This is a genomic window from Streptomyces sp. NBC_01216 (genome assembly GCF_035994945.1).
Lineage (GTDB): Bacteria > Actinomycetota > Actinomycetes > Streptomycetales > Streptomycetaceae > Streptomyces.
The window spans coordinates 4,195,462-4,218,942 of record NZ_CP108677.1; the positions used below are offsets into that span (position 1 = coordinate 4,195,462).

Genomic DNA, 23,481 nt, shown 5'->3' on the forward strand with positions numbered 1-23,481 from the left:
TTCATGACGCCCCTTTCCGTGCCCGAGTACCGCGTGGCCCTGCCCAAGGAGCTCGTCGCCGAGCTCGCCCAGCGGGCCGCCGACCTGCCCGAGTGGCGGCTCGGCGACGACGGGCTGCTCTCGCCCGGGACCGCAGCGCGGTACCACGTGGTGCTGGCCGGGATCCCCCACATCGGCGAGTTCACCGCGACCTGCCACCGGCTGCTCGACGCCCCGGAGGGCGAGGGCTTCGCGGTCCTGGAGCTGGCCGAGCTGTTCGACGCGGCCGACTCCGAGGAGGCCGGCCTGCGGGCGGTAACCGCGCTGGTCTCCCTGATCGCGACGCCGCTGCGGGCCTTCGACCGCTGGCCGCTGTGGAAGCCGCTGGGCACCAACCTCACCATCGACCCGATGCGGGCCACGGGCTCCGGCTACAACCCGATGCACATCGACGTCGTGAACTCCACCTTCCCGCCGGACTACAGCGCCCTGTTGTGCGTCCGCCCCGACCCGAGAGGACGGGGCCACAGCCTGGTCTCGCAGGTCCGCCGCGCCGTGGACCGGCTCAGCTACGCCGACGCGGAGCTGTTGACCCACCCGAAGTACGTCGATGGGGCGTTCTTCGAGCTCACAGGCGTCGGGGAGGAGTGGAAGCCGTTCCCCATCCTCGATGGCCTGCCGCAGTCGGAGGGCTTCGTCCGGTTCACGGCCAAGATGCTCGCCGACGCCGACCCCGCCGACCCGTACATCAAGGCGGCCCGGGCCCTGGAGCGGGAACTGGTCGTCGGACAGCGGAGGTTCCTGCTCGGCCGGGGCGACATGCTCATCGTCAACCAGCACCTGAGCTGCCACGGCCGCGAGGCCCTCGGAACCGGCCAGGAGGACGTGCCGGAGGACGAGCGCCGGCTCCTGCTGCAGATCTTCCTGCGCGGTCAGGAGCGGCACACGGCGGAGCGGGAGGTCGTGGCATGACGGCGGCGTCCGTTCTGGTACCGCTCCCCATCGTGGCACAGGACGCGCGGCCGCGGGTCACGCTCACGGTGTGGCTGGCGGACCTCACGTACACCCAGCAGGCGATCTCGGCGGAGACGATGCCGCAGGCGGTGGCCGGGATCGCCACCTACGCGGCGACGCGGGTGGCACTGGACCATCCGGTACGGATCTTCAAATACCCCGAGGTCCTGGCGGCCGCCCTGGAGCAGGACGGGCCGCCGGACGTGATCGGGTTCTCGCACTACATCTGGAACAGCCAGCTGTCGCTCGCCTTCGCCGATCTGATCAAGGAGCGGTTCCCTCTTACGACAGTCGTCTTCGGCGGCCCTCACTATCCGCTCCGCCTCCCGGAGCAGACGGTGTTCTGGCGCGAGCGGCTGGCCGGCCGGGTGGACTTCTACGTCGATGGGGAGGGGGAGGCCGCCCTCGCCGACCTTCTCATCGCCCTCAGCCGCACGAGCCGCGATGACGTGCGCGGCAGCCTCCCGGGCGTGCACCACCTGGACAGCGACGGAACCTTGTACGCCCCGCCACCGCGTCCCCGGATCCACGACCTGTCCGACGTGCCCTCCCCGTACACGCTCGGCCTGATGGACGAGTTCTTCGACGGCAAGCTCGTCCCCACCGTGCAGACCAACCGGGGCTGTCCGTTCAAGTGCACGTTCTGCCAGGAAGGCACGGCCTACTTCCAGAAGGTCGCCAAGAAGAACACCGAGCACATCCGCAGCGAGCTGCACTACATCGGCCGCCGCATCAAGCCGCTCGTGGAGGCCGGGACCGCGCGCAACGAACTGCTCATCACCGACAGCAACTTCGGCATGTACCCGGAGGACCATGAGACCTGCCGGGTGATCGCCGAGTGCCAGCAGCTCTACGGCTGGCCCCGCGTCGTCAACGTCACCACCGGCAAGAACCAGCGCGACCGAGTCCTGTCCGCCGTCGCCCAGGTCCCAGGCGCGATCAGCCTGTCCGGCGCCGTCCAGTCCCTCGACCCAGGCGTGCTGCGCGACATCGCCCGTACGAACATCGACGCCGCCAAGCTCATGGAGATCGCCCTCGCGGCGGCCGACGCCGGCACGGGCACGTACAGCGAGGTCATCCTCGCCCTGCCCGGCGACTCCAAAACCAGGCACCTCGGCACTCTGCGGCAGCTCGTGGACGCCGGTTTCAACCGGCTCAACATGTTCCAGCTCACCCTGCTGCCAGGCAGTGAGATGTGCACCGACGCCTACCGCCGCGAGCACGGCCTGGTCACCAAGTGGCGCGTCATGCCGCGCTGCTACGGCTCGTACACCGTGCTCGGCGAGGAACTGCGCGCCGCTGAGGTGGACGAGGTGTGCGTGACCGTGCCCGACATGGCGTACGAGGACTACCGCGAGTGCCGGGTGATGAACCTGCTCCTGGCCTCCCTCTACAACGACGGGCTGTTCGCCGTCCTCCTGGCCGTCCTGCGCGCCCACCAGATCTCGCCCATGACCTGGCTGGAGCGGGCCCGGACCATGGCCCACGGCCCGGCCCTGGCCGCTGTCCTGAAGGAGTTCTCGGCGGAGACCGACGAGCAGCTGTGGGAAGAGCGAGCCGACCTCCTGTCGTACGCCACCGGCAACATCGACCAGTACATTGAGGGCCACCTGGGCAACAACCTGCTCTACACCTACCGGACCCGCATCCTCTCCGAGGCGCTGGACGACACCGCCGACCTCGCCGCCCGCGCTTGCCTCGCCGTACTCCGCGAAGCTGGCGTAGGAGTGGGCGGCGGCAGTCTGATCGAGGCGCTCGTACGCGAGGCCGCCGAGTACCACCGACTCACCCTCGCTGACGTCTTTCGCACTGAACCGCCCGAGGTACTCCGGCAGCCGGCGCGGTTCGACCTCGACGCGCTCCTGGCCGCCGGGCGGCACCGGGACGGAATCCGCGATCCCCGCCACTTCCGCCTTACGGAGGGAAAGGTTCGGGAGTTCGTCCTCACCGCGGAACAGCGGCGCACCCTCAGCACGTACGTGGGTCAGTTCGGTACGACCCCGTGGGGCGTCGGACGTCTCCTCACCAAGGTGCGGCTGGCTGATATCGTCCGGCACGTCCGAATGACCCCCGGCCCGGGCACCGCCCCGGCGCCCGCCGGAACGGAAGCGCCCAGCACGTGACCAGCGCAGACCTCGACCGTCGTCTCGCCGCCCTGGGCCGGCCCTTCCGGCTGGTCGTCACGGGCGGCGGGACCGGCGGCCACACCTACCCCGCGCTCACCGCCATCCGCACCACTGCCGCCCGGCTCGAACGGCTCGGCATCGACCTGGACGTGCTGTGGGTCGGCACCGCGACCGGCCTGGAGGCGCGCGTCACTGAACGCGAAGGCATCCCCTTCAAGACGGTGGCCACGGGCAAGATCCGCCGCTCCAGTAATTCGCTCAAGCTGGCCTCCCCAGCGAACATCAAGGATATGGGCCGCGTCCCGCTCGGCGCCGCCCAGGCCCGCTCCATCGTCTCCAAGTTCAAGCCGGACGTGGTGCTGTCCACCGGCGGCTACGTCGCTGTCCCCGTCGGGCTCGCCGCCAAGTTCTGCCGCCGCCCGCTCGTCATCCACGAGCAGACGGTGCGCCTGGGCCTGGCCAACCGCGCCCTGGCCCGGGCCGCGACCCGCGTCGCTGTGTCCTCCGAGTCGACCCTGCCCCTGCTGCCCGACTCGGTACGCGCCTCCGCGGTGGTCACCGGCAACCCCGTACGCCCCGAGGTCCTGACCGGCGAACCTGACAAGGCCATCGCCGCCCTGGGCCTCACGGGCTTCGACCGCGCCCGGCCCACCGTCTACATCACCGGCGGCGCCCAGGGCTCGGTCCAGATCAACACCACGGTCCGGGCCGTCCTGCCCTGGCTGCTCACGCAGGCGAACGTCATCCACCAGTGCGGTGCCACGTCGATCGAGGAGTCCCGCCAGTACGCCACCCAGCTTCCGGACGACCTCCAGCGTCGTTACCTGGTCACCGACTTCGTCGGCCCGGAGCTTCCCGACGTCCTGGCCCTCGCCGACGTCGTCATCTCGCGCAGCGGCGCCGGCACGATCGCCGAACTCACCGCCTTGGGCAAGCCGTCCGTGCTCATCCCGCTCGCCACCTCGGCCGGCAACGAGCAGGAGCACAACGCCCTCCACCTTCAGCAGGCGGGCGCCGCCGTGGCCCTGCTGAAGGACGTGGTCACTCCCGAGGGCCTCCGGAACGCCGTCGCCCCGATCCTGGCCGCACCGGAGCGCCGCGAGCAGATGGCAGTGCAGGCCCGCGCCCTGGGCCGCCCCGACGCAGCGGACCGTCTGACCGACGTGCTGCTGAGCGTCGCCGTATGAGACACCGGGCTCAGCCGGTCACGAAAGCGTCGCGTGGCACTCCTCACACCGCCGAACCGCCGTCCGCGCGGTGTTGCCCGCTGTCGCGGCCGCCGGGGAGCTGCTGCTGAGCCGGTCCCAGAGCCCAGGTGCCGGATCGGGGATCCAGCCCCACCGAGGAGCCATGACGTACTCCTCCTCCACGTGCGTGCAGGCGCCCGGCAGGTGTGCGTACCGCGTGGGCGAGATCAGGATGGTGTCCGCGGGGAAGCGTCGCCACTCCGCCCTTGCCGGGGACGAGGCACGCGACCGCGGCACCGCTCCGTCACGCGGACAGGAACACCCCAACCCGACGATGCAGTCGCATCGCTCGCACCGTTCCTCTTTCACAGCCCGTGTGTCCCCTCACGTCGTCCCAGTGTCGATGCGGTAGACGACTTTGCCATTGAACTCGGCGAATCCGAGGGCCTTGTAGAAGGCCCGGGCTCCCGGATTATCGCGCTCTGTCATCCACTCCAGGCGACTGCATCCAGGTCGCGCGGTGGCCAGGCTACGGAGTTCCTCCATGAGCCTGGCCCCGACGCCTTGCCGGCGCAGAGCGTCGCGGACGTAGAGCTCCTTGAGGAAGAGGGAGTGCGAGGAGCCCGCGGCCGGCCAGAGGAAGGAGTAGGCGGCGAGCCCGACGATGTCGCCAGCTTCGTCCTCCACCAGGAGCGCGGATGCCAGCGGTGGCGAGCCGAACAGAGCCTCTTCCACCTGCGTCCGGCGTTCCTCAAGCGGCTGGAATTCAGTCGCGCCGTAGTGCCGCTCGATCTCCTCGATCAGTTCGGCCACCGCCAGGACGTCGCGCTTCTCTGCGGGGCGGATGGTCACGGTCATCGGTGTCTGTCTCCCGTCGTTCCTCGGTCGCTTCGGTCGCTCGGCTCTCTCACTCCAACGTGTGAACCCCCTACGGCGGTACGGCACGTGCTCCTATGCGGGCGAGGGCGGAGTAGCCGACGCGTACGCGGTCCAGCCGTTCTGCCGCAGAGAGTCCTGAACATGCCGGATGAGGTACTCCAGGTCCGCGCAGTAGACGGAGGGGTTTCGGTAGCCGCGGGCGGCGCTGAAGCGGTGCGGTAGATAGCCGCCGCCGCAGACCTCCACCAGCGGGCAGCTCTGGCACTTCTCGGCGAGGGCGGCCCTGCCGTACTGCCGGTGCAAGAGCTTCGGATGGCGCAGCGCCTCGTCGAAGGTGTGGGCGAAGACGTCGAGCCCGAGCCGGGAGGCGCCCTCCTCGACGGACCGCAGTGTGTCCACGCCCTCGATCGTTCCGTCGGACTCGATGACGACGCTCGTCGGCGGGGTCAGACCGAGCGTCTCCACCGCGCCGCGCACGGCGGAGCTGAGCGCCACGATGTCCTCCAGCATCCGGACACTGTGCCGGTACTCGGGCCGGGCGAGCCAGGCGTCGTACACGCGGGTCATCCAGAGCCCATACTCCGGCACGTCGGGGTCGTCACGGTGCGGTGGGTCCTCGTGGGTGGCGTGTGGCAGGCCGAAGTCGATGACCGGCGGCTCGAAGGACGCCAGGTAGTCGTGGACCTCCACGGGGTCGTTGGCCAGATCCACGACGGCGAGCAGGCCAGCGAACAGGTGCGGCCGGGACCGCAGCAGTTCCATGCCGCGGACGGCGGAGGCAGCGCTGGACCGCCCAGCCTGTGTCAGCCGGTGCAGGTCGTTCGCGACCGGCGGCCCGTCGAGGCTCACGCCCACGGCGACCCCGTACCGTTCGAAGAGGTCGAGCCACACCTTCGTGAGAAGTGTCCCGTTGGTCTGCAGCTCGAAGCGGACGTCCGTACCCGGCGGGACGGCCCTGCGGACGGTCCCGAGCAGGTCGTCCATGTGCCGGGGACCGGCGAGCAGCGGCTCACCGCCGTGCAGCACGACGTGTACGGACGGCAGCCCGTGTGCCGCTGCGTGCTCGCCGATGCGTCGGCCGGCCGCCCGGGCCACGTCCACGCTCATGCGGACCGGCAGGTGCCGCCACGCCTGGTCCTTGGAATTGAAGACGTAGCAGTAGTCGCAATCGATGTTGCAGCGGTTCGCGACCTTGAGGATGAATGTCCGGAAGGGTGCGCTGTCTTCGAGTGGCGTCATCAAGCAGGAGCGCTCAGAACCACCACGGCAGGACGAGCGACGCCGCGTGAGGCCCCTCTGCGTGGTGTCCCTCTCTGGACGTCTCGGCTGCGAGCCGTTGCTGAACGCGTGCCGCGACTCGTTCCAGGACAGCGTTCTCCTGCGCGTTCGCGGGGCGGACCATGCCCGTTGCGGGCGGCGCGAGCACGGGCGTACGTGACGACATTCAACGCTCCTCGTGATGGGAGGCGCCGGCGTCGGACCGGCACCGTGCGACGGCGGGTTGAAGCGACAGACGGCTCGAAAACGTAGCAGCCCGCCGCCCGCGCCGGGATACGGAAACCGGCCAGTTGCAGGATCACCAGAACTACCGGGACCGTGAGGCCAGCAGCTGTTCGAGGTCGTCGGCTGCCGAGGTCACCCCCAGCCGCCGGTACACCGTGACCGCGTCACGAAGCGAGGACCTGGCCTGGGCGTCCGGCCTGGGCGTGATCCAGTCGCAGCATCCGATCCCTTCCAGGGCCCGCGCCTCCTCCAGCGGGCAGCGAATGTCCCGTGCCAGCACCAGGGCCCGTTCGAAGTGCTCCCGCGCCGCGTCCGGGTCACCGGAGGTGCGCAGCAGCGTGCCCCAGTGGTTCAGCACCTCCGCCTCGCCGCACCGGTCACCCAGCTCACGCAGGATCTCCAGGCTCCTCCGGAACGCCTCGATGGCGCCCTCCCTCTCCCCGACCATCCCACGCGCCGCGCCCAGCTCGCCCAGCGAGGCGGCTTCGCCACTGCGGCTGCCGAGATCGCGGTACGCACTCAGAGCCTCCTCCAGCAGCCGGACCGCCTCCGCGGAGTTCCCGGACGCGCGCTCCAGCGTACCCAGGTAGCGGACGCAGTTGGCGCGGCCGAACCGCTCGCCGAGCTCGGTGAAGTACTCCAGCGCCTGGACGTGTGCCTCTCGCGCCCCGACGAGGTCACCTGTCAGCCTGCGCACCACACCCAGCTCGTTGAGGGCGTACGCCTGGTGCGCCCGGTCATCGAGCTCCGCGTAGATGTCGAACGCCTCACGGTGGCGTCGCGCCGCGGCCTCGTACTCGCCCATGAGGCAGTGCACGACGCCCAGGTCCCGTAGGGAGTTCGCCTCTCCGTACCGGTCACCGAGCTCCCGGTAGATGGACAGCGCCTCGCTCTGCGCCTCCACGGCGGCGTCGAACCGGCTGGTCTGCCGACGCACCATGCCGAGATCAGCGAGCGCGTTAGCCTGCCCCAGCCGATCACCCACCTCCCGATAGAGGGTGAGGGCTTCCGTCTGGGCCCGGGCGGAGGCGTCATTATCGGCGGTGAGGTACCAGACGATGCCCGCCTGGTTGAGCGCGTCGGCCTTGCCACGCCGCTCGCCAACAGCGTCGTACTGCGCGACTGCCTCGTTCAGCGCCTCGATCGCCTCGGGGTAGGCCGCCATGAAGCGCCGTACGACTCCGAGCTCGGCGAGCGCGTCCGCCAGCGCCCGCCGGTCGCCGGTGTGCCGGGCCGCCTCGGCGGCGGTCCGGTGGAGGCCGACGGCCTGGTCCCAGGGCCCGGCCTGCCGCAGGAACGGGGCCATGGCGGCGGCGAGTCGGATCACCGGTTCGTACAGGGCGAGGCTGTTCGCCCGCCGAATACAGGCAAGGACATTGGCCCGCTCGTTCTCCAGCCAGCCCAGAGCGTCGGTACGGGACTCCACCGGCGGCGTTTCCACGGCCGAGGCACTGTCCGGCGTCGCCGGCACGACTGCACCACGGCGGAGGATGTGTCTGTTCGCGACGGCGAGCGCGGCCAGGTAGTAGGCGCACACACGTTGAACGGCCTGGGCGTGTTCCATATGGCTGCCTCCCTCGTCGGCGAGCCCGTGGGCGTAGTCGCGTAAGAGATCGTGAAGCCGGTAACGGCTTCCCGGGTGTTCGTCGATCATGTGGGCGTCGTAGAGCGCGTCGAGCTGACGGCGGGCCTCGGCCACGGAAACCGAGGCGAGCGCGGCACCGACGTACGCATCGAGGTCAGTCCCAGGGTAGAAGCCAAGCCCCCGGAAGAAACGCTGCCGCTCCGGTTCGAGATCCAGGTAGGAGAGCTCGAACGTGGCAGCGACGGCGCGTTCTCCGGCGCGCAGCTCTCCCAACCGGTCACGGGCCGCCACCAACCGGTCCCGCAGATCTTCCGCACTCCACGACGGGTGGTGCCGCAGCCGGGCCGCGAGCAGCGACACCCCCAACGGCAGGTGCCCGCACAGCCCGACGATCTCCTCGACCACCTCCTGGCCGAGCGCCTCCGCCGGCCGTCCGCTGAGCCGTACGAACAGGTCGACAGCGTGATCCCGCGGCAGCGCGTCCACGGGAAGCAGCACCTCCTCGTGCGCCGCCAGCCGCTTCCGGCTGGTCACCAGCACCAGACAGCCGGACCCTCCCGGGAGCAGGGGCTCCAACTGCCGGTAGCTGGCCGCGTTGTCGAGGATGAGCAGCGCCTTCTTCCCCGCGAGCCGTGTCCGCCACAAGGCGGCCCGCGCCTCCGTGACCGCGCCGACGTCGTCCCCCACGGGTATCTGCCCCGTGGGCACCCCTGTGGCGGCCAGCAACGAGGCCAACGCCTCACCGGCCTGTACGGGACTGCGTCCCGCCGTATGCCCATTGAGATTGACGAAGAGCTGCCCGTCGGGAAACTGGTCCGCCATCACGTGCCCGGCGCGCACCGCGAAGGCCGTCTTGCCGACCCCCGGCATCCCGTCGATCACGTGTACGGGCAGAGTCTCACCACTCTCCTGAGCCACGCGCACCGACCGCACGAGCGAAGCCAGCTCCGCGGCCCGATTCGTGAACGCCGCGGTGTCCCGCGGCAGCGCCCTCAACACGAGCGCGGCCCCTGGCGGCTCGGCCTCGTTCTGAGGCGTCGACTCGGGCGGTCGCGGGGGCCTCCGCGTCTCCGACAGCGCGGAGAGCAGCACCGTCATCACGACCAACACCCCACCGAGCAGAATGAAGGAGAGCCAGGCGTTCTGCTGCACCCACCCCAGCACGCCAGGCCACCGCGACTCCTCGGACACGGCATTCGTGACGAGCCCCACGAGCATCGTCGTCACGGCGCCCGCGGCCGCCACAACAGCGATCGCGATCCCGCGGCGGAGTCTCATGCGAGAGCGGCCTGTCCATCAAGGGTGTGCGTCTGACCCTCTGGCTTGATGTCACCACAAGACGGTGCCTCAGTAACAACGCTGGTCACGCAACCAGGGTCATTGCGTGAAGGCGGTCGGTCCGGTTCGCCGGTCTCGGGTGTGACGTGACGTCATGTCCCGGCTTGGGACGAGAAGGGCCCGGGAAGCAGAGCAGGCACGGCGCCGGTGATCATGTGGTTGTCGAGACCCATGAGAACCGAGCGAGACCGTGCCTGCCCGAACATCATCGCCCATGCCCGCGGGGCTGGGACAACTGGCCCTTCCGAATGCCCGGACCACCGAGGAGGACGCCGCTGGCCTGCGGCGCTTCCTGGATTTGGTGCCCGATCCCCGCGGACGGAAGGGGCGGCGGTATCCGGCGCACGCGCTGCTCTGTGCGGCCGCGGCGGCGGTCCTGACCGGTGCCCGCTCGCTCATCGCGATCAGTGAATGGATCACAGATGCGCCGCAGCACGTCCTGGGACTCCTCGGCTTTCCGGCCGACCCGCTCACCGGCCTCCGGACGGTGCCACACGCCGCCACCGTCCGCCGCCTGCTCCAGCATGTCGACGGCGACGCGCTGGACGCGGCCATCGGCGCATACCTGCAGGCCAGAACCCCACCACCGGCACCACCCGAACGGCCGGCCCTGCGGGCCATCGCCGTCGACGGCAAAACCGTACGGGGCTCGCGCACCCAAACCACGACCGCGATCCAGCTGCTGGCCGCGATGGACCACCACGGCATAGTCCTGGCCCAGCGGCAGATCGCCTCCAAGAGCAACGAAATACCCGCCTTCCAGCCCCTGTTGGACACCATCAAGCTGGCCAGCGCGGTGCTGACCGGCGACGCCCTGCACACCCAGCACGGCCACGGCGCCTACCTCATCGAGCGCGGAGCCCACTACCTGGCCATCGTCAAGAAGAACCACCCCGGCCTGTATGCGCAGGTCAACAAGCTGCCCTGGGCCGAGATCCCACTGGACCACCACACCCGCGACCGGGCTCACCACCGCGATGAGATCCGCCGGCTCAAGGTCGCCGCGTTCCGCCACATCGACTACCCCGGCGCCCGCCAGGCGATCCAAGTTGTGCGATGGCGCCGCGACCTCGCCACCGGGAAGCTGACGATCGAGCGCGTCTACCTGATCACCAGCCTGGATGTCTTCGACGCCACCCCGGCCGAGCTCGCCGCCTGGATCAGGGGCCACTGGGGCATCGAGAACCTCCTGCACCACGTACGTGACCGGACCTTCCGCGAGGACGACTCCAAGGTCCGCACCGGGAGCCTGCCCCGCACCATGGCCAGCCTGCGCAACCTCGCCATCAGCCTCTTCCGCCAGAACGGCGAGACCAACATCGCCGCCGCCCTCCGCCACACCAGCCGCGACTACCGCCGACCGCTGTCGGCTCTCGGCCTCACGTGATCAACCAGGACAGATCCCGATCATGCAACGACCCTGGTCACGCAACCCCCCGAGTCCGATGCTCAACTGCCAAGAGCACCAGCGGTGATCGCCGTGGTCAAGGGCGCCAATGCGCCACACAGCGTCTGGACTCAGTGCGTGAAGTAACCGCCCCGCCATGTCGGCGTCCTACTGCGACGGCTGCACGGCGAGGGTGATCTCGACGCCAAGGCCATGCAGCGCGTCTTCGGCCAGATCCGCAACCTCGCCCGTCCTACTGTCCGGCCTCAAGTCGATATCGGGGTCTCCAACGTCAGCCCGCGCTGAGCGCGCTCAGGTCGAGGCGATTAAGAACGGACAACGTCGGCTCAGTCTTGAGCAGGCACTCATTTCCCAGCCACTCGAGGCCAAAGTTTGCATATTCTGTGGCGATCCCAACGACCTTACGTGGATCCGCCAAGACATCGGCACCTTCTTTTGAAAGAGCAAGCAACTCCAGGTGAGTTACCCGCCACGGGTCACTGTTGAAGATTGACCCGTCCATGAACTTGACGCGCTGAGAGTTCGATGGAAACGGTAGGCGTTCACCTTTCCTGACGCCGATGCACAGACCAAGCCACCATCCATCGATCTGGCGGCTGAAGATCTTCCCTTGCCCGGTGTAGTTGCGAATGATGCGATGAGTATCTTCCGGCATGTAGAGGTCAATGCCGGCGTACCTTGCTACTGTCACTGCGAAACCCCCTGTTCGCGGTACTGAAGGTACTCGCCGTCACTGTGTCGGGCACACACCTCGCACATCTCTCGATGCGTGCATGCGCAGGTCCGTGATACCGGAGAGTCAGTAAGCCAATTATTCGCCAAATCTTGCGGGTAGTGATGGCTGCATGAGAGCGTCGCGAATCGCCCGGCGCGCTTGTCGAGAATGTCCTCAACGCCGGCGATTTCTGACCTTGTGAGCAAGAGGACAACCTGGAAAGGTGTCTCCGACGGGCCTGGCGGTCGGGTGATTGCCTCGACCATGCGACGTTTCGTGTCGCCAGACACCATTCCAAGAGGGGTATCGATAAATCTTGGAGCGACGACGCCCGCAACCTCCATGAGAGACCACACGAATGAGAGAGTCAATGCACGCTGTGAGGCCCCGTTGACCTCAAAGTCGGGGTCGAGGCTGGTGTTCCCTTGGCTCATCACCTTAATGTCAAATGACTTGGTGATCGTTACACCTGTGTAGACACCCTGCGTAGCAGAGTTGTCAGTGCCGATGATCTCATGGAACATTGCCTCCAGCCTGGCGGAGACCCGGTCGACGTATTCACCTTCCAGGCGATGGCGCACGGCAGTTACAAGAGTCTTCAGATCGCTAGCAACATCTCGTTTCGTGGCAATATCTGCACTGATCTGAGCATCACGTTGCGCCTTCTCCAATGCATTTTGCTTGACGGTCAGATCCTGCTGCATCGTATGGAGCTGATTGCTGAGATTGCCATGCTCATAGATGGCTTCTTTGATCTTTTCTTCCAGGTCGGTGAGGTCCCCTTGAAGTCTGCGGACCTTTTCGTCATCAATCCGACCCCGACGCTCCTTTGCTGCGTTAAGCAAACTACCTTTACGCTCGATCTCTTGAGTGATCGTTGCGTATTCTCGCAGGAGTTCATCTCGTCTTTCGGGAAACCTGTCAGGCTGGTCTCCCATGTCGCGAAGGGCGCGTGCACGATACCTCGTGTCGGAGAGGTATTCGCTTACTTCACTCCTCTCCTGCTGTTCGTCGAGGAGACTCTGCACGTGGTTACGATGAGGGGACCCAGGATCTAGCGCCTCTCCGCAGATGCACTGGCCACTCCCGAGGCAGTCGTGAAGCACTTGGATCGAATGGCTAGGGATGATTCGCCTATCGGCAAGTTCGTCGAGGAGCCCGAGCCCGGCAGCGAGAGATTCACTCATCAGAGACCAGGAGGTAACCTCACTGCGCAACAGCAGCGACATTTCATGCAGGCATTCATTCTTGCGAGATTCCAGTGCTGCGCAATCGTGCTCAAGATCGCCAATCTGGAGATTTAGAGCGTCGAGGTCGCCGATTCCCTTGATCGCCTCAAGCTCGCGCCGCGCTTGGGCTTGGGTGCCTTCCATGTTCTTCTGGCGCGACGAGATCTTCTCAATCTTCGCGCTGAGATCATCGGTTTTCTTCTTCAGTACATCTCGCTGGTTTGCTAGCGCCTCGACCTTGGAGCCCGCGTCTTTCGCGGCGCGCTTCTCGTAGATTTGGTATACGGCGTCGCTGTCGTTCACGGCTTGCCGGAGCATGCCGATACCAAGAAGACTCTCGATGGCCAGGTGCACTTTCTCCTGGCGCTCGTGCGCATGCTGCCGGCCGCTAATGAACCTCTGAACGTCGTCCCCATTCGTGAAGAAGACATCAGCAAGGCGTTCGGGTAGTCGTTGCGCGATCCATCGATCGGGCAACGCCTCCGGCTCTCCTCCAGCCTCAGTAAGCCTGCTCAGGCGAACGGTTTCATTGCCACGCTCGACTTCGTCTCCCTCAGCCGGAGTTTCGTTCACCGTCCTCTGAAGTCGGTAGCGTGCTGGTCCACCATCGTCCTCGACTTCGAACTCAAGGCTTACCTCGACGGTGACGGGGATTCCTACTGGGCTGGCCGTAGAGGTAAGGCGGATCTTCTGCGCACCTGTGACTGTTCGAAGTCCGCTAACGCCATAGAGTCCCCACAGGATTGCATAAAGCAGGGATGTCTTACCTGAGCCATTCTCGGCTCTGATGGCGGTCAGAGGGCGCTGAGGGTCCACCGAGAGGTCAATTCTGACATCCTGCAGCAACTTGAAGTTGTGCACGTGGATACGGTGCAGCCTCATCAGGCATCGTTCCTTCCGAGGTTGATTGCCTTCGCCCCTAGGTTCTCAATGACCCTCTGGAGATGCTCCTGGCGTTGCCGAGGGCTCGTGTGTGCCTGTTGACGAACGAGGCCGTTGAGAGCCGAAACAAGGTCATCGTGATATCCGGTGTACCGTTCACTGAACGCGACGACTTCCTCGTGTGCAACCTGACCTATCCGCGGCGATGTAGTCATCTTTCCCCTCCCCGTTCAGAGCGTTCGCTCGTGCCTGTCGATGATGGCCCGAGGTCCATCCGAGTCGTATTCGTTATCGGCTGCACTCGCGAACTCGCGCGCCCGCGTCAGTTCACCGACCAAGAGTGCTCGTCCCTCTTTAGTCCCCAGGGTCGGCGGAACTACCAAGAAGTCATGGAGATTGGCAATCTCCTTGCCTTCCGCCCGTCGAAGAATTCTGCCTCGCCGCTGTACCCATTCGCGGCGCACGGTGCTAGATGCCAGCAGGTAGGCAGTATCTGTCTGCGGAATATCAATGCCTTCATCCAGGACCTCCATGGCTGTGAGAACCTGGTACTCTCCCCTCCCGAAGGCTTCGAGATACTTCCCTGCTCCGCGCTTAGCGGTCTCCGCATGAGTGAACTGGTGAAAACTGATGCGCAACTCGTTAAGCATCCGATTCGTGGCATCAATCTGACGCTCGCGGGTAAGTACAGGCGGCTTCGCAGAGGTATAGATGAGTGTCTTACTCACATCACGCACTCCATGCAGAGTCAGGAGCTGACGGAGAGCCGGGATCTTAGCTTCGGCATGTTCAAGAAGAGCCCGCCGTCGACGGAGGAGATGCTCAATCTGTGCCTGCAGATCGGAGTCTTTGCCATCGTCCGCCTGTTGGAACCCTTTTCGCTGTAGCTGCCGAGTCAAGTTCTCGTACTCTGCCATCTCGTCTTCAGAGAGGGTGATTTCATGGAGATGGTAGTTATACGGGCTTAGGCAGCGGGCCCGGATGGCATCTTTCAGCGTGAACTCGAATAGTTCCGGACCAAAGTAGCCAAAGAGCTCTGCGGTGCCTTCTGCGTCATACTGCCGGCTCGGGGTGGCTGAGAGGCCCAAGCGCACGTTGAAGCGTTCGGGCTTCTGCGCCAAGAAGCTCTTTGAGCCGAGATTGTGGACTTCGTCGCCGATGATCATTGCGAGAACCGACGGAGGGAGGGTGTCGATGAAGTCCTGGAAAGACGTATCCGTTGTGAAGAGCTTCTGCGTGCACACGATGACCGACGTGTACGATCCTTGTGTGGTAAGTCCAGCCCTGATTTCTTCCAGCCGAGCCTCTCGTTTAGGCCCAGAGCTGCCGCTGGGCAGGAACGGCTCGACTCCAAAGCGTCTGACAGTGTCGGCCCATTGCCGCACTAGCGGGGCACTCGGGACGATCACGACGACGATCATTGGCCCCTTGTGTCGATCTTGCTCCTGCACTGCGGCAATTAGAGACGTCTGTGTCTTACCTCCTCCAGTGGCGATAGCGAGAATTCCCCGAGATCCGTTGACCGAAAAGGTTTCGACTGCTGCTGCTTGGTGTGCGTAGCGACCACTGCGCCACTCAACGTCGGCGGGGATCGACAGAAGTCTTGGCTGAGCAATGCTCACGCCGGGAGGCAGCGGCGGTTCCAGACCTCGTGCGTGATCTGCATGCCAAGCCCGCCAGAAGTCATCGATCGTCGGCGCTTGCGCAGTCCCGCGCTGGCGTCCTGCCAGTCGGAGTCCGTCGTTGAGGTCTACCGCTAGCACGTGTGGACTCTCGTTGTGCCATTGCCTCTCCCAACCTGCCAGGAGCTTGCTCACTCGGGCGGAGGCGACGTTTCCATCGCTCCAGGGCTGGTCAACCGTCATCTGCTCGCCGTTTACGAGCAGTCCGCGTGCCGTGGCATTGCCCGAACCATGCACAGCGGCCCAATCCGCGCCGGCCCTGAATAGCCACTGCTTCTTGTGGTACATACCGGACTTCATAAGGGCGAAGCGGATCTTTAGGCGCCCGGCGGCAACAAGGTAGGAGAGGCAGTCGAGGGTGTGATGGACAAGAGCATGTTCAGAGAGGGCTGCTTCATCAAGCAGGCGATCAAGAGCGGCTTCGATGACCTGCTCAGGGCTTCGGACCCCTCGCTCCATTGCCGCTAGGTCGGTTGGGTCGACCGCAGGGCTGATCAGGAGCTGAAGGGTGCCGTCGTCCCGGCGCAGATAATCCGCTAGGCCCGGTGCAATCTGCGCGAGGCACTGCGAGCTGAAGAAGCCGGCAGCGATCCGAACGTCATCCGAAACCTTGATCGCTGGAATGAGGACTTCTCCGACAAGGTCGTCCTCTGGGATCTCGTAGATCGGAAGAGCTCCACGAAGCGCCGTGGCCAGTCTTTCGCTCATCGTGCCTCGCCCTCCGTTCGCGGCCACGCTACCTGCTGTGTTGGCCGCTACTGAAGACGGATGCCGACGGTTCAGGACCGGCGGGCGCGCGCGTTCGCGACACCGGGTCAAGGGTAGCCCTGAGCGGTGACAGTCGGGGGTGCTCCTGTAGATCTGCGGCCGGAGTGGCTGAAAGTCGTGGTTCCGGCAAGCCTGCCTCAAGGGGTGGGCGCGTCCGTTAGGATCTCAGGGCACTCCTGGTGGAGCATGGGGAACCTGCGAGAGCAGTCACCAGGAGCACCGTAAGGGACAATCTCGGCAGGCGGGGGCACTCCATGAACTCAGGCTCCTACGCCGCGCAGGCGGTGTATCTGGACTACAACGCAACCACTCCCATGCGCCCGGAGGCGCTGCAGGCCACGTACGACGCGCTCCAGACTGTAGGCAACGCCTCCAGCATCCACGACCATGGGCGAGAGGCCGCGGCCAGGGTGGATCATGCGCGGCAACAGGTTGCCGACATGCTGAACTGTTCTCGAGGCGAGCTCATCTTCACATCGGGTGCGACTGAGGCCAGCAACCTTGCCCTGCAGGCGGCTTACACGCAGCGTGACTTGATCATCACCTCGGCTGTCGAGCACCCCGCAGTCCTGGAAACGGCCCGAGCACTCGTACGCGATACTCCAGGCGCCCTTTTTGTCCTGCCTGTCGACAATAAGGGGCGGACCGATCCTGGCACGCTCAAGGCAACCGTTGAGCAGCGTGGCGTTGCTCTCGTATCCATCATGCTGGCGAACAATGAGACCGGGGTGATCACCGATCTCACGCCAATGATCGAGGCCGCACACGAAGCCGGTGCACTGGTTCACACGGACGCGACGCAATACGTTGGCCGGCTACCTCTCGACCTGGGTGCTCTCGACGTGGACCTCCTGTCGCTGTCAGCCCATAAGCTCGGTGGCCCGCAGGGCGTTGGTGCGTTGTTCATCCGACGCGGCACTCCGCTCCCTCAGCGCCCGCTGGTCTTTGGCGGCGGACACGAGCGCGGCTGGCGCGCGGGCACGCTCAACGTCCCAGGGATCGCCGGATTGGGCGCCGCGGCCGAGGCGGCCCATCGACAGCTTGGTGAAGAGGCCCCGCGCATCACCAAGCTGCGCGATCTCCTGGAGGGCGAGCTCCTCACGCAGATTCCCGGCAGCTACATCAATGGCGCGGCCGCCTCGCGGCTTCCAGGCGTCACGAGTATCACCTTCCCGGGAGCACCGGCCGACGCGGTCCTCGCCTCGATGCCCGATGTAGCCGCGTCCGACGGCAGCGCTTGCTCCGCAGGAGCGCCGAGTCCTAGCCATGTTCTGCTCGCCATGGGGCTCAGCCGGGAGGACGCCGACTCCACCGTTCGCTTTTCGCTGGGCTACGCCACGACGGAGCAGGAAATTCGCCGAGCCGCCGATGCCACCGTGCGAGCTGTTACCCACGTCCGGGCTGTCATGGGATCCACTGACAGTCCTTGACCGGCACCTCTAAGACTTCGCATTCATATTTTGAACTGAAGGGTACGACCGCAATGCCAGAAGGCCGCCTCTCCACCGATGTCGTCGGACTGAAATTCAACAGGCACGAGAGCTTTCCCCCGCGCTTCGGTTGGCTGCACAAGGCATACCTGCAGGTCAAGAAGGACGAGATGCTCTTCCATGCCCCGGATGCACTTGTACGCCTGGGCGTGGGTAAGAACATGGTCTACTCCATGCGCTATTGGTCGCAGGCGTTCAAGCTCACTCATGAGTATCAGCCCACACCGCAGGCACGGTCTCTTGCAGCCGCTCCGACGTGGCGTGCCCGGTGGCTGCTGGACGAGGAGGGAGCCGACCCTTACCTCGAGGACACGGGCAGCCTGTGGCTGCTGCATTGGTGGCTCGTCTCCGGAGATGAGGAAGCCAAGTGCCTCGTCCCGAGTTGGTACGTAATGTTCCACCTAGCACCGCTGGCGCGTGTCACGATCGAGGAGATGACCACCTTCATCACGCGTGAAGTGCACAACAGCTTCAAGCGTGAGAAGTGGCCGGCACCCGAGTCGATCAGCCGAGACGTCGAGTGCTTCATCAAGATGTACGCGCCGGACCCCGATGCGAACCCCCTCTCCCCAGGCAGCTTCGAAGACTCCCTTCTCTGCCCCTTCCGTGAGCTCGGGCTTCTGGAGTTCCAGGGCGGCCGTGGAAAGGAGCGTACATACCGATTCACCAGCGGCATCCGCCCTAGCCTGCCGCCGAGTGTCCTCGTTCACACCTGCCTCGACTACGCGGCCCGTTTCAGCCGCAAGCCAGACTCCATCTCCCTAGCTCGCCTCGCCAGCGAGCCCGGTGCCCCCGGTCGCGCATTCCGTATGCGTGAGCCGGAGCTCGCCAGGTCGATTGAAGCCTTCGTCGAGAACCATCCACAGCTTGAGATCGTGGAGTCACTTGGGCAGCGAAGCCTCCGTTTTGCTGACAACCCGGAGAGCATCGCCTGGGACATCCTCGATGAGCAGTACGGCCGTGTTCGTGAGCGCGACGGTTTCCCGACTCCCGCAGAGTGGGCACGGCAGAATCCCGGCCTGCAGAAGACAACAGACGACGACGCTGAGGCCGCGCAGGGACGGATCCCCCAGCAGCCCGAGATGATCGAGGAGCTCGCGTGACCACGGCCACCAAGCCATCTTCCCGCACCAAGGGGAAGGGTACGGATGTCCAGATCCCCTCCGGGATCAGCTTCGTCGGTACGGAGTTTCGTTCCACCAACCTGGAACGCGACGTCCGAGCCCAAGACCTCCACTCCCCGTACGTCGGTGTACGTGCTCTCGACGTTCTCGACCGTGTTGGTAACGCCCTGGGCGATCTCAAGCGCACTCGCGCCTGGTCCTTCACGGGCCCTTACGGGTCCGGCAAGTCGACCCTCTCCAACCTGATCGACGCCCTCCTTGGCCACGACAGCGAGCGCGGAACCCGCGCTTACGAGGCGGTTGCTGCGACAAACGCCGCTCTGGCCCAGGAGATCGCCGAGAACCGTCAGGCGCTCGCGACAGAGGGTTTCCTGGGAGCTGTCACCACTGCACGTAGAGAGCCCCTGTCAGTCACCATCCACCGCGCCCTGCAGACCGCCGTGGAGCGTAAGTGGAAGAAGCGCGTCCCGAAGGACGTCTCCACGGCCATGGCGGCCTGCGCGGAGACAGCCGCCCCGACGACTGACGCCCTGCTGAACGCGGTCTCCATGCTGTGCGGCAAGGCGCCGCTCCTGCTGATCATCGACGAGTTCGGCAAGACGCTGGAGTATCTGGTCTCCAGCGGGGAGGGCAGTCACGCCGAGAGCGACGTCTTCCTGCTGCAACTGCTCGCGGAAAAGGGCGCCGGCGCCAAGGGGCTGCCGCTCTTCATGTTCACTCTGCAGCACCTGGCTTTCACGGACTACGCCTCGCGATCCAGTTCCGTCCAGACGCAGGAGTGGGCCAAGATCCAAGGGCGCTTCGAGGACGTCACCTTTGCTCCCAACCTTGGCGACGCGGTGTACCTCCTTCAGCGGAAGCTGGCGCACTCCGCCGTGCCGGAACAGGGGCGCAAGCTGGTCGAGGCTCAGGCTCAGGCGGCCTTCGGTATCTGGCGCGAGCAGTCGCTGCACTCGGTCGTCGACATCTCGGCCGAGTCGTTTGCCAACCTGTACCCGCTGCACCCCCTCACCGCCGTGGCGGCTCCCCTCATGGCAGCGCAGATCGGCCAGAACGACCGGAGCCTCAGCGGCTTCCTCGTCAACGACGAGCCGTTCACCGTGCGGCGCACTCTCGACACCTGTGCGGACGAGGCACCGAAGCGTGCTTCGACGATCCGGATCCCGCAGCTGTACGACTTCTTCTTTTCTGCAGGGCTTACCACGATCCTCGCCTCCTCCAAGTCGAGTCGGTGGCTGGAGATCAATGCCCGCCTTGAAGAAGCCCACGGGCTCCCCGAAGCCGATCAGGAGCTGCTCAAAGCGATCGGTGTACTCAACCTCATCGATGCCGACGGTCTGCTGCGCGCTACTCCGGCCATGATCCAGTTCGCTCTGAACGATCCGACCGACGCCACCGACGCCAAGCGGTTCGACCAGCTAAAGAAGCGGCTGGCCAAGCTGGTGGAGGATGGGCTCGTCGTACACCGGTCGTACAGCGACGAGTACCGGATCTGGCAGGGCACCGATGTCGATATCGACGCCCGGGTGCGTGAGATCGCCACTCAGCTGCAGCCCGATGACGTTGTGCGCTTCTTCAATAAGCACCTCGGGACGAATGTCCTCCCGAACGCGGTGGCGGCGGGCGCACACAGCCAGCTCACCGGCATGCAGCGGCACTTCGTGACTGCCGTCAGCCACCAGACCGAGAAGCTGAGGGGTCCCAAGGTCGTGCAGGACGCGGCCGACGGGATGCTCGTCTTCCACTTCGGCGACCTGAAGAGCACGCCCCGGGTCGACTCACCACTTCCGGTCGTCGTCGGTGTGACGAAGAACCCCCAAGCCGTGCTGGATGTCGGCAACACTCTTGTGGCGCTCCAGGACCTCATGAGTGATGAGGAGCTGGACCACGTCGCCCGGCGGGAGATCAGCGAGCGGGCAGGTGAGTTCTCCCAGCGAATCACCGCCATGCTCGCCGAGGCGTTCCGCCCAGGAAGCGATGAGTCGAGCTGGTACCTGTGGAAGAGCGGCGAGGACACCGACGGCGCTCCCGCCCAGCAGCTCAAGGCCCGCAGCTACGCGGGGCTCGTGTCCGAAGCGTGCAATGTGGTCTACCGCCAGACCCCGCAGGTCCGAAACGAGATGGTCGGACGGCACCAGCTGACCAGCAATGCCGCTCGGACACGCCGCAAAGTCCTCACGTCAATGATCGAGAAGACCGGGCTGCCGCTGCTTGGCTGGCCCCAGGACACGTTCCCAGCAGAACGCGCTCTGTACGACGGAGTCGTTGAGCACCTCGGACTGCACCGGGCCGCTGGCGAGGTCACCGGCGGCCAGAACTCTGAAGGCAGTATCCACACGCACGGGATGTCCCGCCCGGACGCTGCCACGAACGCGAGCGTCATGCCTGTGTGGGAGGCGCTTGAGGAGGCGTTGAGTGAAGCTACGGACTCGACCAACCTCGTAGAGATCTACGAGCGCCTCATGGCGCCTCCGTACGGCGTCAAGGCCGGCGTCGTCCCCATCCTGGTGGTCGCAGCGCTCGTCATGCGGGGCAACGATGTCGCCCTCTTTGAGGAAGGTAACTACTGCCCGCGCCTCACCGCCCCCATCATTGAGCGCCTGAACGTCAATCCAGAGCGTTTCACTGTGAAGGCGACTCCAGCTGATCGAGGCCAGCGCAGTCTTGTTCTCGACAAGCTGGTGAAGTCACTCGGCGTCGATATCCCTCGGAGTAGAGCAAACCGGAATCCGGCACTGCTCGCGGTCACTCGCGGATTGCTGGAACCGATGTGGGAGCTGGACGAGTATTCGAAGAAGACTCGTCGGCTCAGCGATTACGCCGCCGGGGTCCGGAAGGTGCTGTCCGAAGCGACCGACCCTGATCAGCTGGTCTTCGAAGAGCTTCCCGAGGCGCTCGGCTTCGAGAAGATCAACCCGGGCGCGCGGAAGGACGCTGAGGTAGCAGAGGCATACGTCGCACGACTCACTACCGGGCTCAACGAACTCGCAGACGCCAGCGCGAACTTGTGTCAGCACGTGGTGGAGACGCTGGCTCAGGAGTTTCGACTCTCCGCGTCGAGTATCGGTGAGCTGCGGGCCGGTCTGGCTGAGCGTATGCGAGGCTTCGCCGACGCGTCGCTCGAAGTCAGTCTCCATGGATTCGTCACCCGGGTACTCAATGAAATGCTTCCCGATGACGACTGGCTTGGGACAGTCGTCGTCCAACTCGTCAACCAGGCCCTCGGTGACTGGACCGACCGCGACGTGGAAGTCTTCCCCCGCGTCGTTCGGGACAGGGCGCGCGCGCTGGATCGCGTGAGTCACCTGTACAACGCCGTGGAGGAGGAGCCGGTTCACGAGGTCGCAAAGGAAGGTGGCAAGCGCAGTCGGCCGAAGCAGCGACAGATCGACACTCATCTGCTGACCCTCACTACTTCCCGGGGATCGGAGGAGCGCACGCTTATCCACGTCCCGAAGAAGTCGCGGAATGCCGCGGACAAGCTCGTTGTCAGTGTCATCAGGCAAGCTGAAGAAGCACTGGGCCCCGACGGCGCGCGCATCCTGCTTGCCGCCCTGGCCGAGCACCTGTCCGGGCAGGACAGCGACGCATCTGAGAAGGAGGAGCAGCTGTGACAGACGCCGACGGATCCAGCAGCAAGAAGCGCCACGTACTCGGGATCTCGGGAGGAAAGGACTCCTCGTCTCTGGCGATCTACATGCGAGATCGTGTACCAGAGATGGAGTACTTCTTCTGTGACACCGGCGCCGAGCTGCCGGAGACGTACGAGTACCTCAACCGCCTCGAAGGCGCTCTAGGCAAGCCGATTGAGCGACTCAATTCCTCTCGGGACTTCGATCACTGGCTTGAGGTCTACCAGGGGACGCTGCCTAGTCCTCAAATGCGCTGGTGCACGAAGAACTTGAAGATCAAGCCGCTTGAGGAATGGATCGGCGACGACGAGGCGATCTCGTACGTGGCAATCCGGGCGGACGAGAACCGGCTGGGCTACGTCAGCACCAAGCCGAACATCACCGCGGTATTCCCTTTCCGCGAGGACGGCATTGATCGCGCGGGAGTGGACCGCATCCTCGAAGAGGCCGGCATCGGCCTCCCGGATTACTACGAGTGGCGCACCCGATCCGGTTGCTACTTCTGCTTCTTCCAGCGTAAGCACGAGTGGGTTGGGCTTAAGGACCGGCATCCGGAGCTTTTCGAGAAGGCCATAGCCTACGAGAACAAGGTCAAGCACCAAGACACCGCCATGCAGGGCCGCAAGTACACCTGGTCGCAGGGGGAATCTCTCGACGAGTTGATAGAGCGGCGCGAAGAGATCGAAGCCAAGCATCAGACGGCGCTTGAGCGTGCGGCTAAGAGGCAAAAGCCGAACCGTCCGTTGCTGGAGATTCTGTCTAACGCTCTGGACGATGACGATGACGATGCTGCCTGCGCGGTTTGCCACCTCTGAGCGACACCGCCGATGCCGCGCAATCCACTTTGCTCGTAGAACCGGATTGGCACGGTGTGACTGATCTCGGCCTCGACCTCGATTCTTCAGCGGTGCTCGTGGGTTGACGGGTCCGGCTGGCTGCC

The 23,481-nt window shown here is 65.4% G+C and carries 15 protein-coding genes; 8 read left to right on the forward strand and 7 right to left on the reverse strand.

The features are described 5' to 3' along the window. Nucleotides 1-3: 3 nt before the first annotated feature. From OG393_RS18620 to murG, 3 genes are read left to right on the forward strand one after another with little or no spacing between them, the layout of a single operon-like run. Nucleotides 4-951: a TauD/TfdA family dioxygenase gene (locus OG393_RS18620; protein WP_327375798.1), complete on the forward strand. Its 948-nt coding sequence runs from the start codon at nt 4-6 to the stop codon at nt 949-951. After that, nucleotides 948-3,116, forward strand: a complete 2,169-nt coding sequence (locus OG393_RS18625) for a B12-binding domain-containing radical SAM protein (RefSeq protein WP_327375799.1) — start codon at nt 948-950, stop codon at nt 3,114-3,116. Before OG393_RS18620 ends, OG393_RS18625 begins: the two co-directional genes overlap by 4 nt. Beyond that, a complete protein-coding gene (murG, locus tag OG393_RS18630) occupies nt 3,113-4,306 on the forward strand; it encodes an undecaprenyldiphospho-muramoylpentapeptide beta-N-acetylglucosaminyltransferase (RefSeq protein WP_327375800.1) in 1,194 nt (397 codons plus the stop codon). Before OG393_RS18625 ends, murG begins: the two co-directional genes overlap by 4 nt. Before the next feature lie 384 nt (nt 4,307-4,690). Here murG and haaN read toward each other — a convergent pair whose 3' ends face one another. The 4 genes from haaN to haaT form a co-directional block, all read right to left on the reverse strand. Then, nucleotides 4,691-5,164, reverse strand: coding sequence for a cyclophane-containing RiPP N-acetyltransferase HaaN (haaN, locus tag OG393_RS18635; RefSeq protein WP_327375801.1), 474 nt, complete (start codon nt 5,162-5,164; stop codon nt 4,691-4,693). Between the two features lie 93 nt (nt 5,165-5,257). Further along, nucleotides 5,258-6,424, reverse strand: coding sequence for an FxsB family cyclophane-forming radical SAM/SPASM peptide maturase (locus OG393_RS18640; RefSeq protein ID WP_327375802.1), 1,167 nt, complete (start codon nt 6,422-6,424; stop codon nt 5,258-5,260). Between the two features lie 13 nt (nt 6,425-6,437). Next, nucleotides 6,438-6,629 (reverse strand): HaaA family cyclophane-containing RiPP peptide, encoded by a 192-nt coding sequence (gene haaA, locus OG393_RS18645; RefSeq protein WP_327375803.1) that lies wholly within the window; start codon nt 6,627-6,629, stop codon nt 6,438-6,440. 141 nt (nt 6,630-6,770) lie between these two features. After that, a complete protein-coding gene (gene haaT, locus OG393_RS18650; RefSeq protein ID WP_327375804.1) occupies nt 6,771-9,551 on the reverse strand; it encodes a cyclophane-containing RiPP biosynthesis TPR protein HaaT in 2,781 nt (926 codons plus the stop codon). A 274-nt stretch (nt 9,552-9,825) separates the two neighbouring features. Between haaT and OG393_RS18655 the strand changes: the two genes are divergently transcribed. Further along, nucleotides 9,826-10,998, forward strand: coding sequence for an ISAs1 family transposase (locus OG393_RS18655; protein ID WP_327375805.1), 1,173 nt, complete (start codon nt 9,826-9,828; stop codon nt 10,996-10,998). Nucleotides 10,999-11,290: 292 nt separating this feature from the next. Here OG393_RS18655 and OG393_RS18660 read toward each other — a convergent pair whose 3' ends face one another. The 3 genes from OG393_RS18660 to OG393_RS18670 all read right to left on the reverse strand — a co-directional run bounded on the left by OG393_RS18660 (nt 11,291) and on the right by OG393_RS18670 (nt 16,235). Then, on the reverse strand, nt 11,291-11,710 hold the full coding sequence (locus tag OG393_RS18660; RefSeq protein ID WP_327375806.1) for a hypothetical protein: 420 nt from the start codon (nt 11,708-11,710) through the stop codon (nt 11,291-11,293). Continuing rightward, entirely contained in the window at nt 11,707-13,824 is a 2,118-nt protein-coding gene (locus OG393_RS18665; RefSeq protein WP_327375807.1) for an AAA family ATPase, read from the reverse strand. Before OG393_RS18665 ends, OG393_RS18660 begins: the two co-directional genes overlap by 4 nt. Nucleotides 13,825-14,075: 251 nt before the next feature. Continuing rightward, complete coding sequence (locus tag OG393_RS18670) at nt 14,076-16,235, reverse strand: DEAD/DEAH box helicase family protein (RefSeq protein WP_327375808.1); 2,160 nt, start codon at nt 16,233-16,235, stop codon at nt 14,076-14,078. A gap of 314 nt (nt 16,236-16,549) precedes the next feature. On the opposite strand from OG393_RS18670, the gene OG393_RS18675 reads away from it, so the two are divergent. From OG393_RS18675 to OG393_RS18690, 4 genes are read left to right on the forward strand one after another with little or no spacing between them, the layout of a single operon-like run. After that, nucleotides 16,550-17,725 (forward strand): cysteine desulfurase family protein, encoded by a 1,176-nt coding sequence (locus tag OG393_RS18675; protein WP_327375809.1) that lies wholly within the window; start codon nt 16,550-16,552, stop codon nt 17,723-17,725. After that, the gene (locus tag OG393_RS18680; RefSeq protein ID WP_327375810.1) at nt 17,722-18,888 is read left to right on the forward strand and encodes a DUF4007 family protein; all 1,167 of its coding nucleotides are present in this window, start codon (nt 17,722-17,724) and stop codon (nt 18,886-18,888) included. Before OG393_RS18675 ends, OG393_RS18680 begins: the two co-directional genes overlap by 4 nt. Beyond that, on the forward strand, nt 18,885-22,523 hold the full coding sequence (locus OG393_RS18685; RefSeq protein ID WP_327375811.1) for an ATP-binding protein: 3,639 nt from the start codon (nt 18,885-18,887) through the stop codon (nt 22,521-22,523). The genes OG393_RS18680 and OG393_RS18685 overlap by 4 nt, the downstream gene beginning before the upstream one ends. Continuing rightward, nucleotides 22,520-23,356 (forward strand): phosphoadenosine phosphosulfate reductase family protein, encoded by an 837-nt coding sequence (locus OG393_RS18690; protein WP_327375812.1) that lies wholly within the window; start codon nt 22,520-22,522, stop codon nt 23,354-23,356. The genes OG393_RS18685 and OG393_RS18690 overlap by 4 nt, the downstream gene beginning before the upstream one ends. Nucleotides 23,357-23,481: the final 125 nt, after the last annotated feature.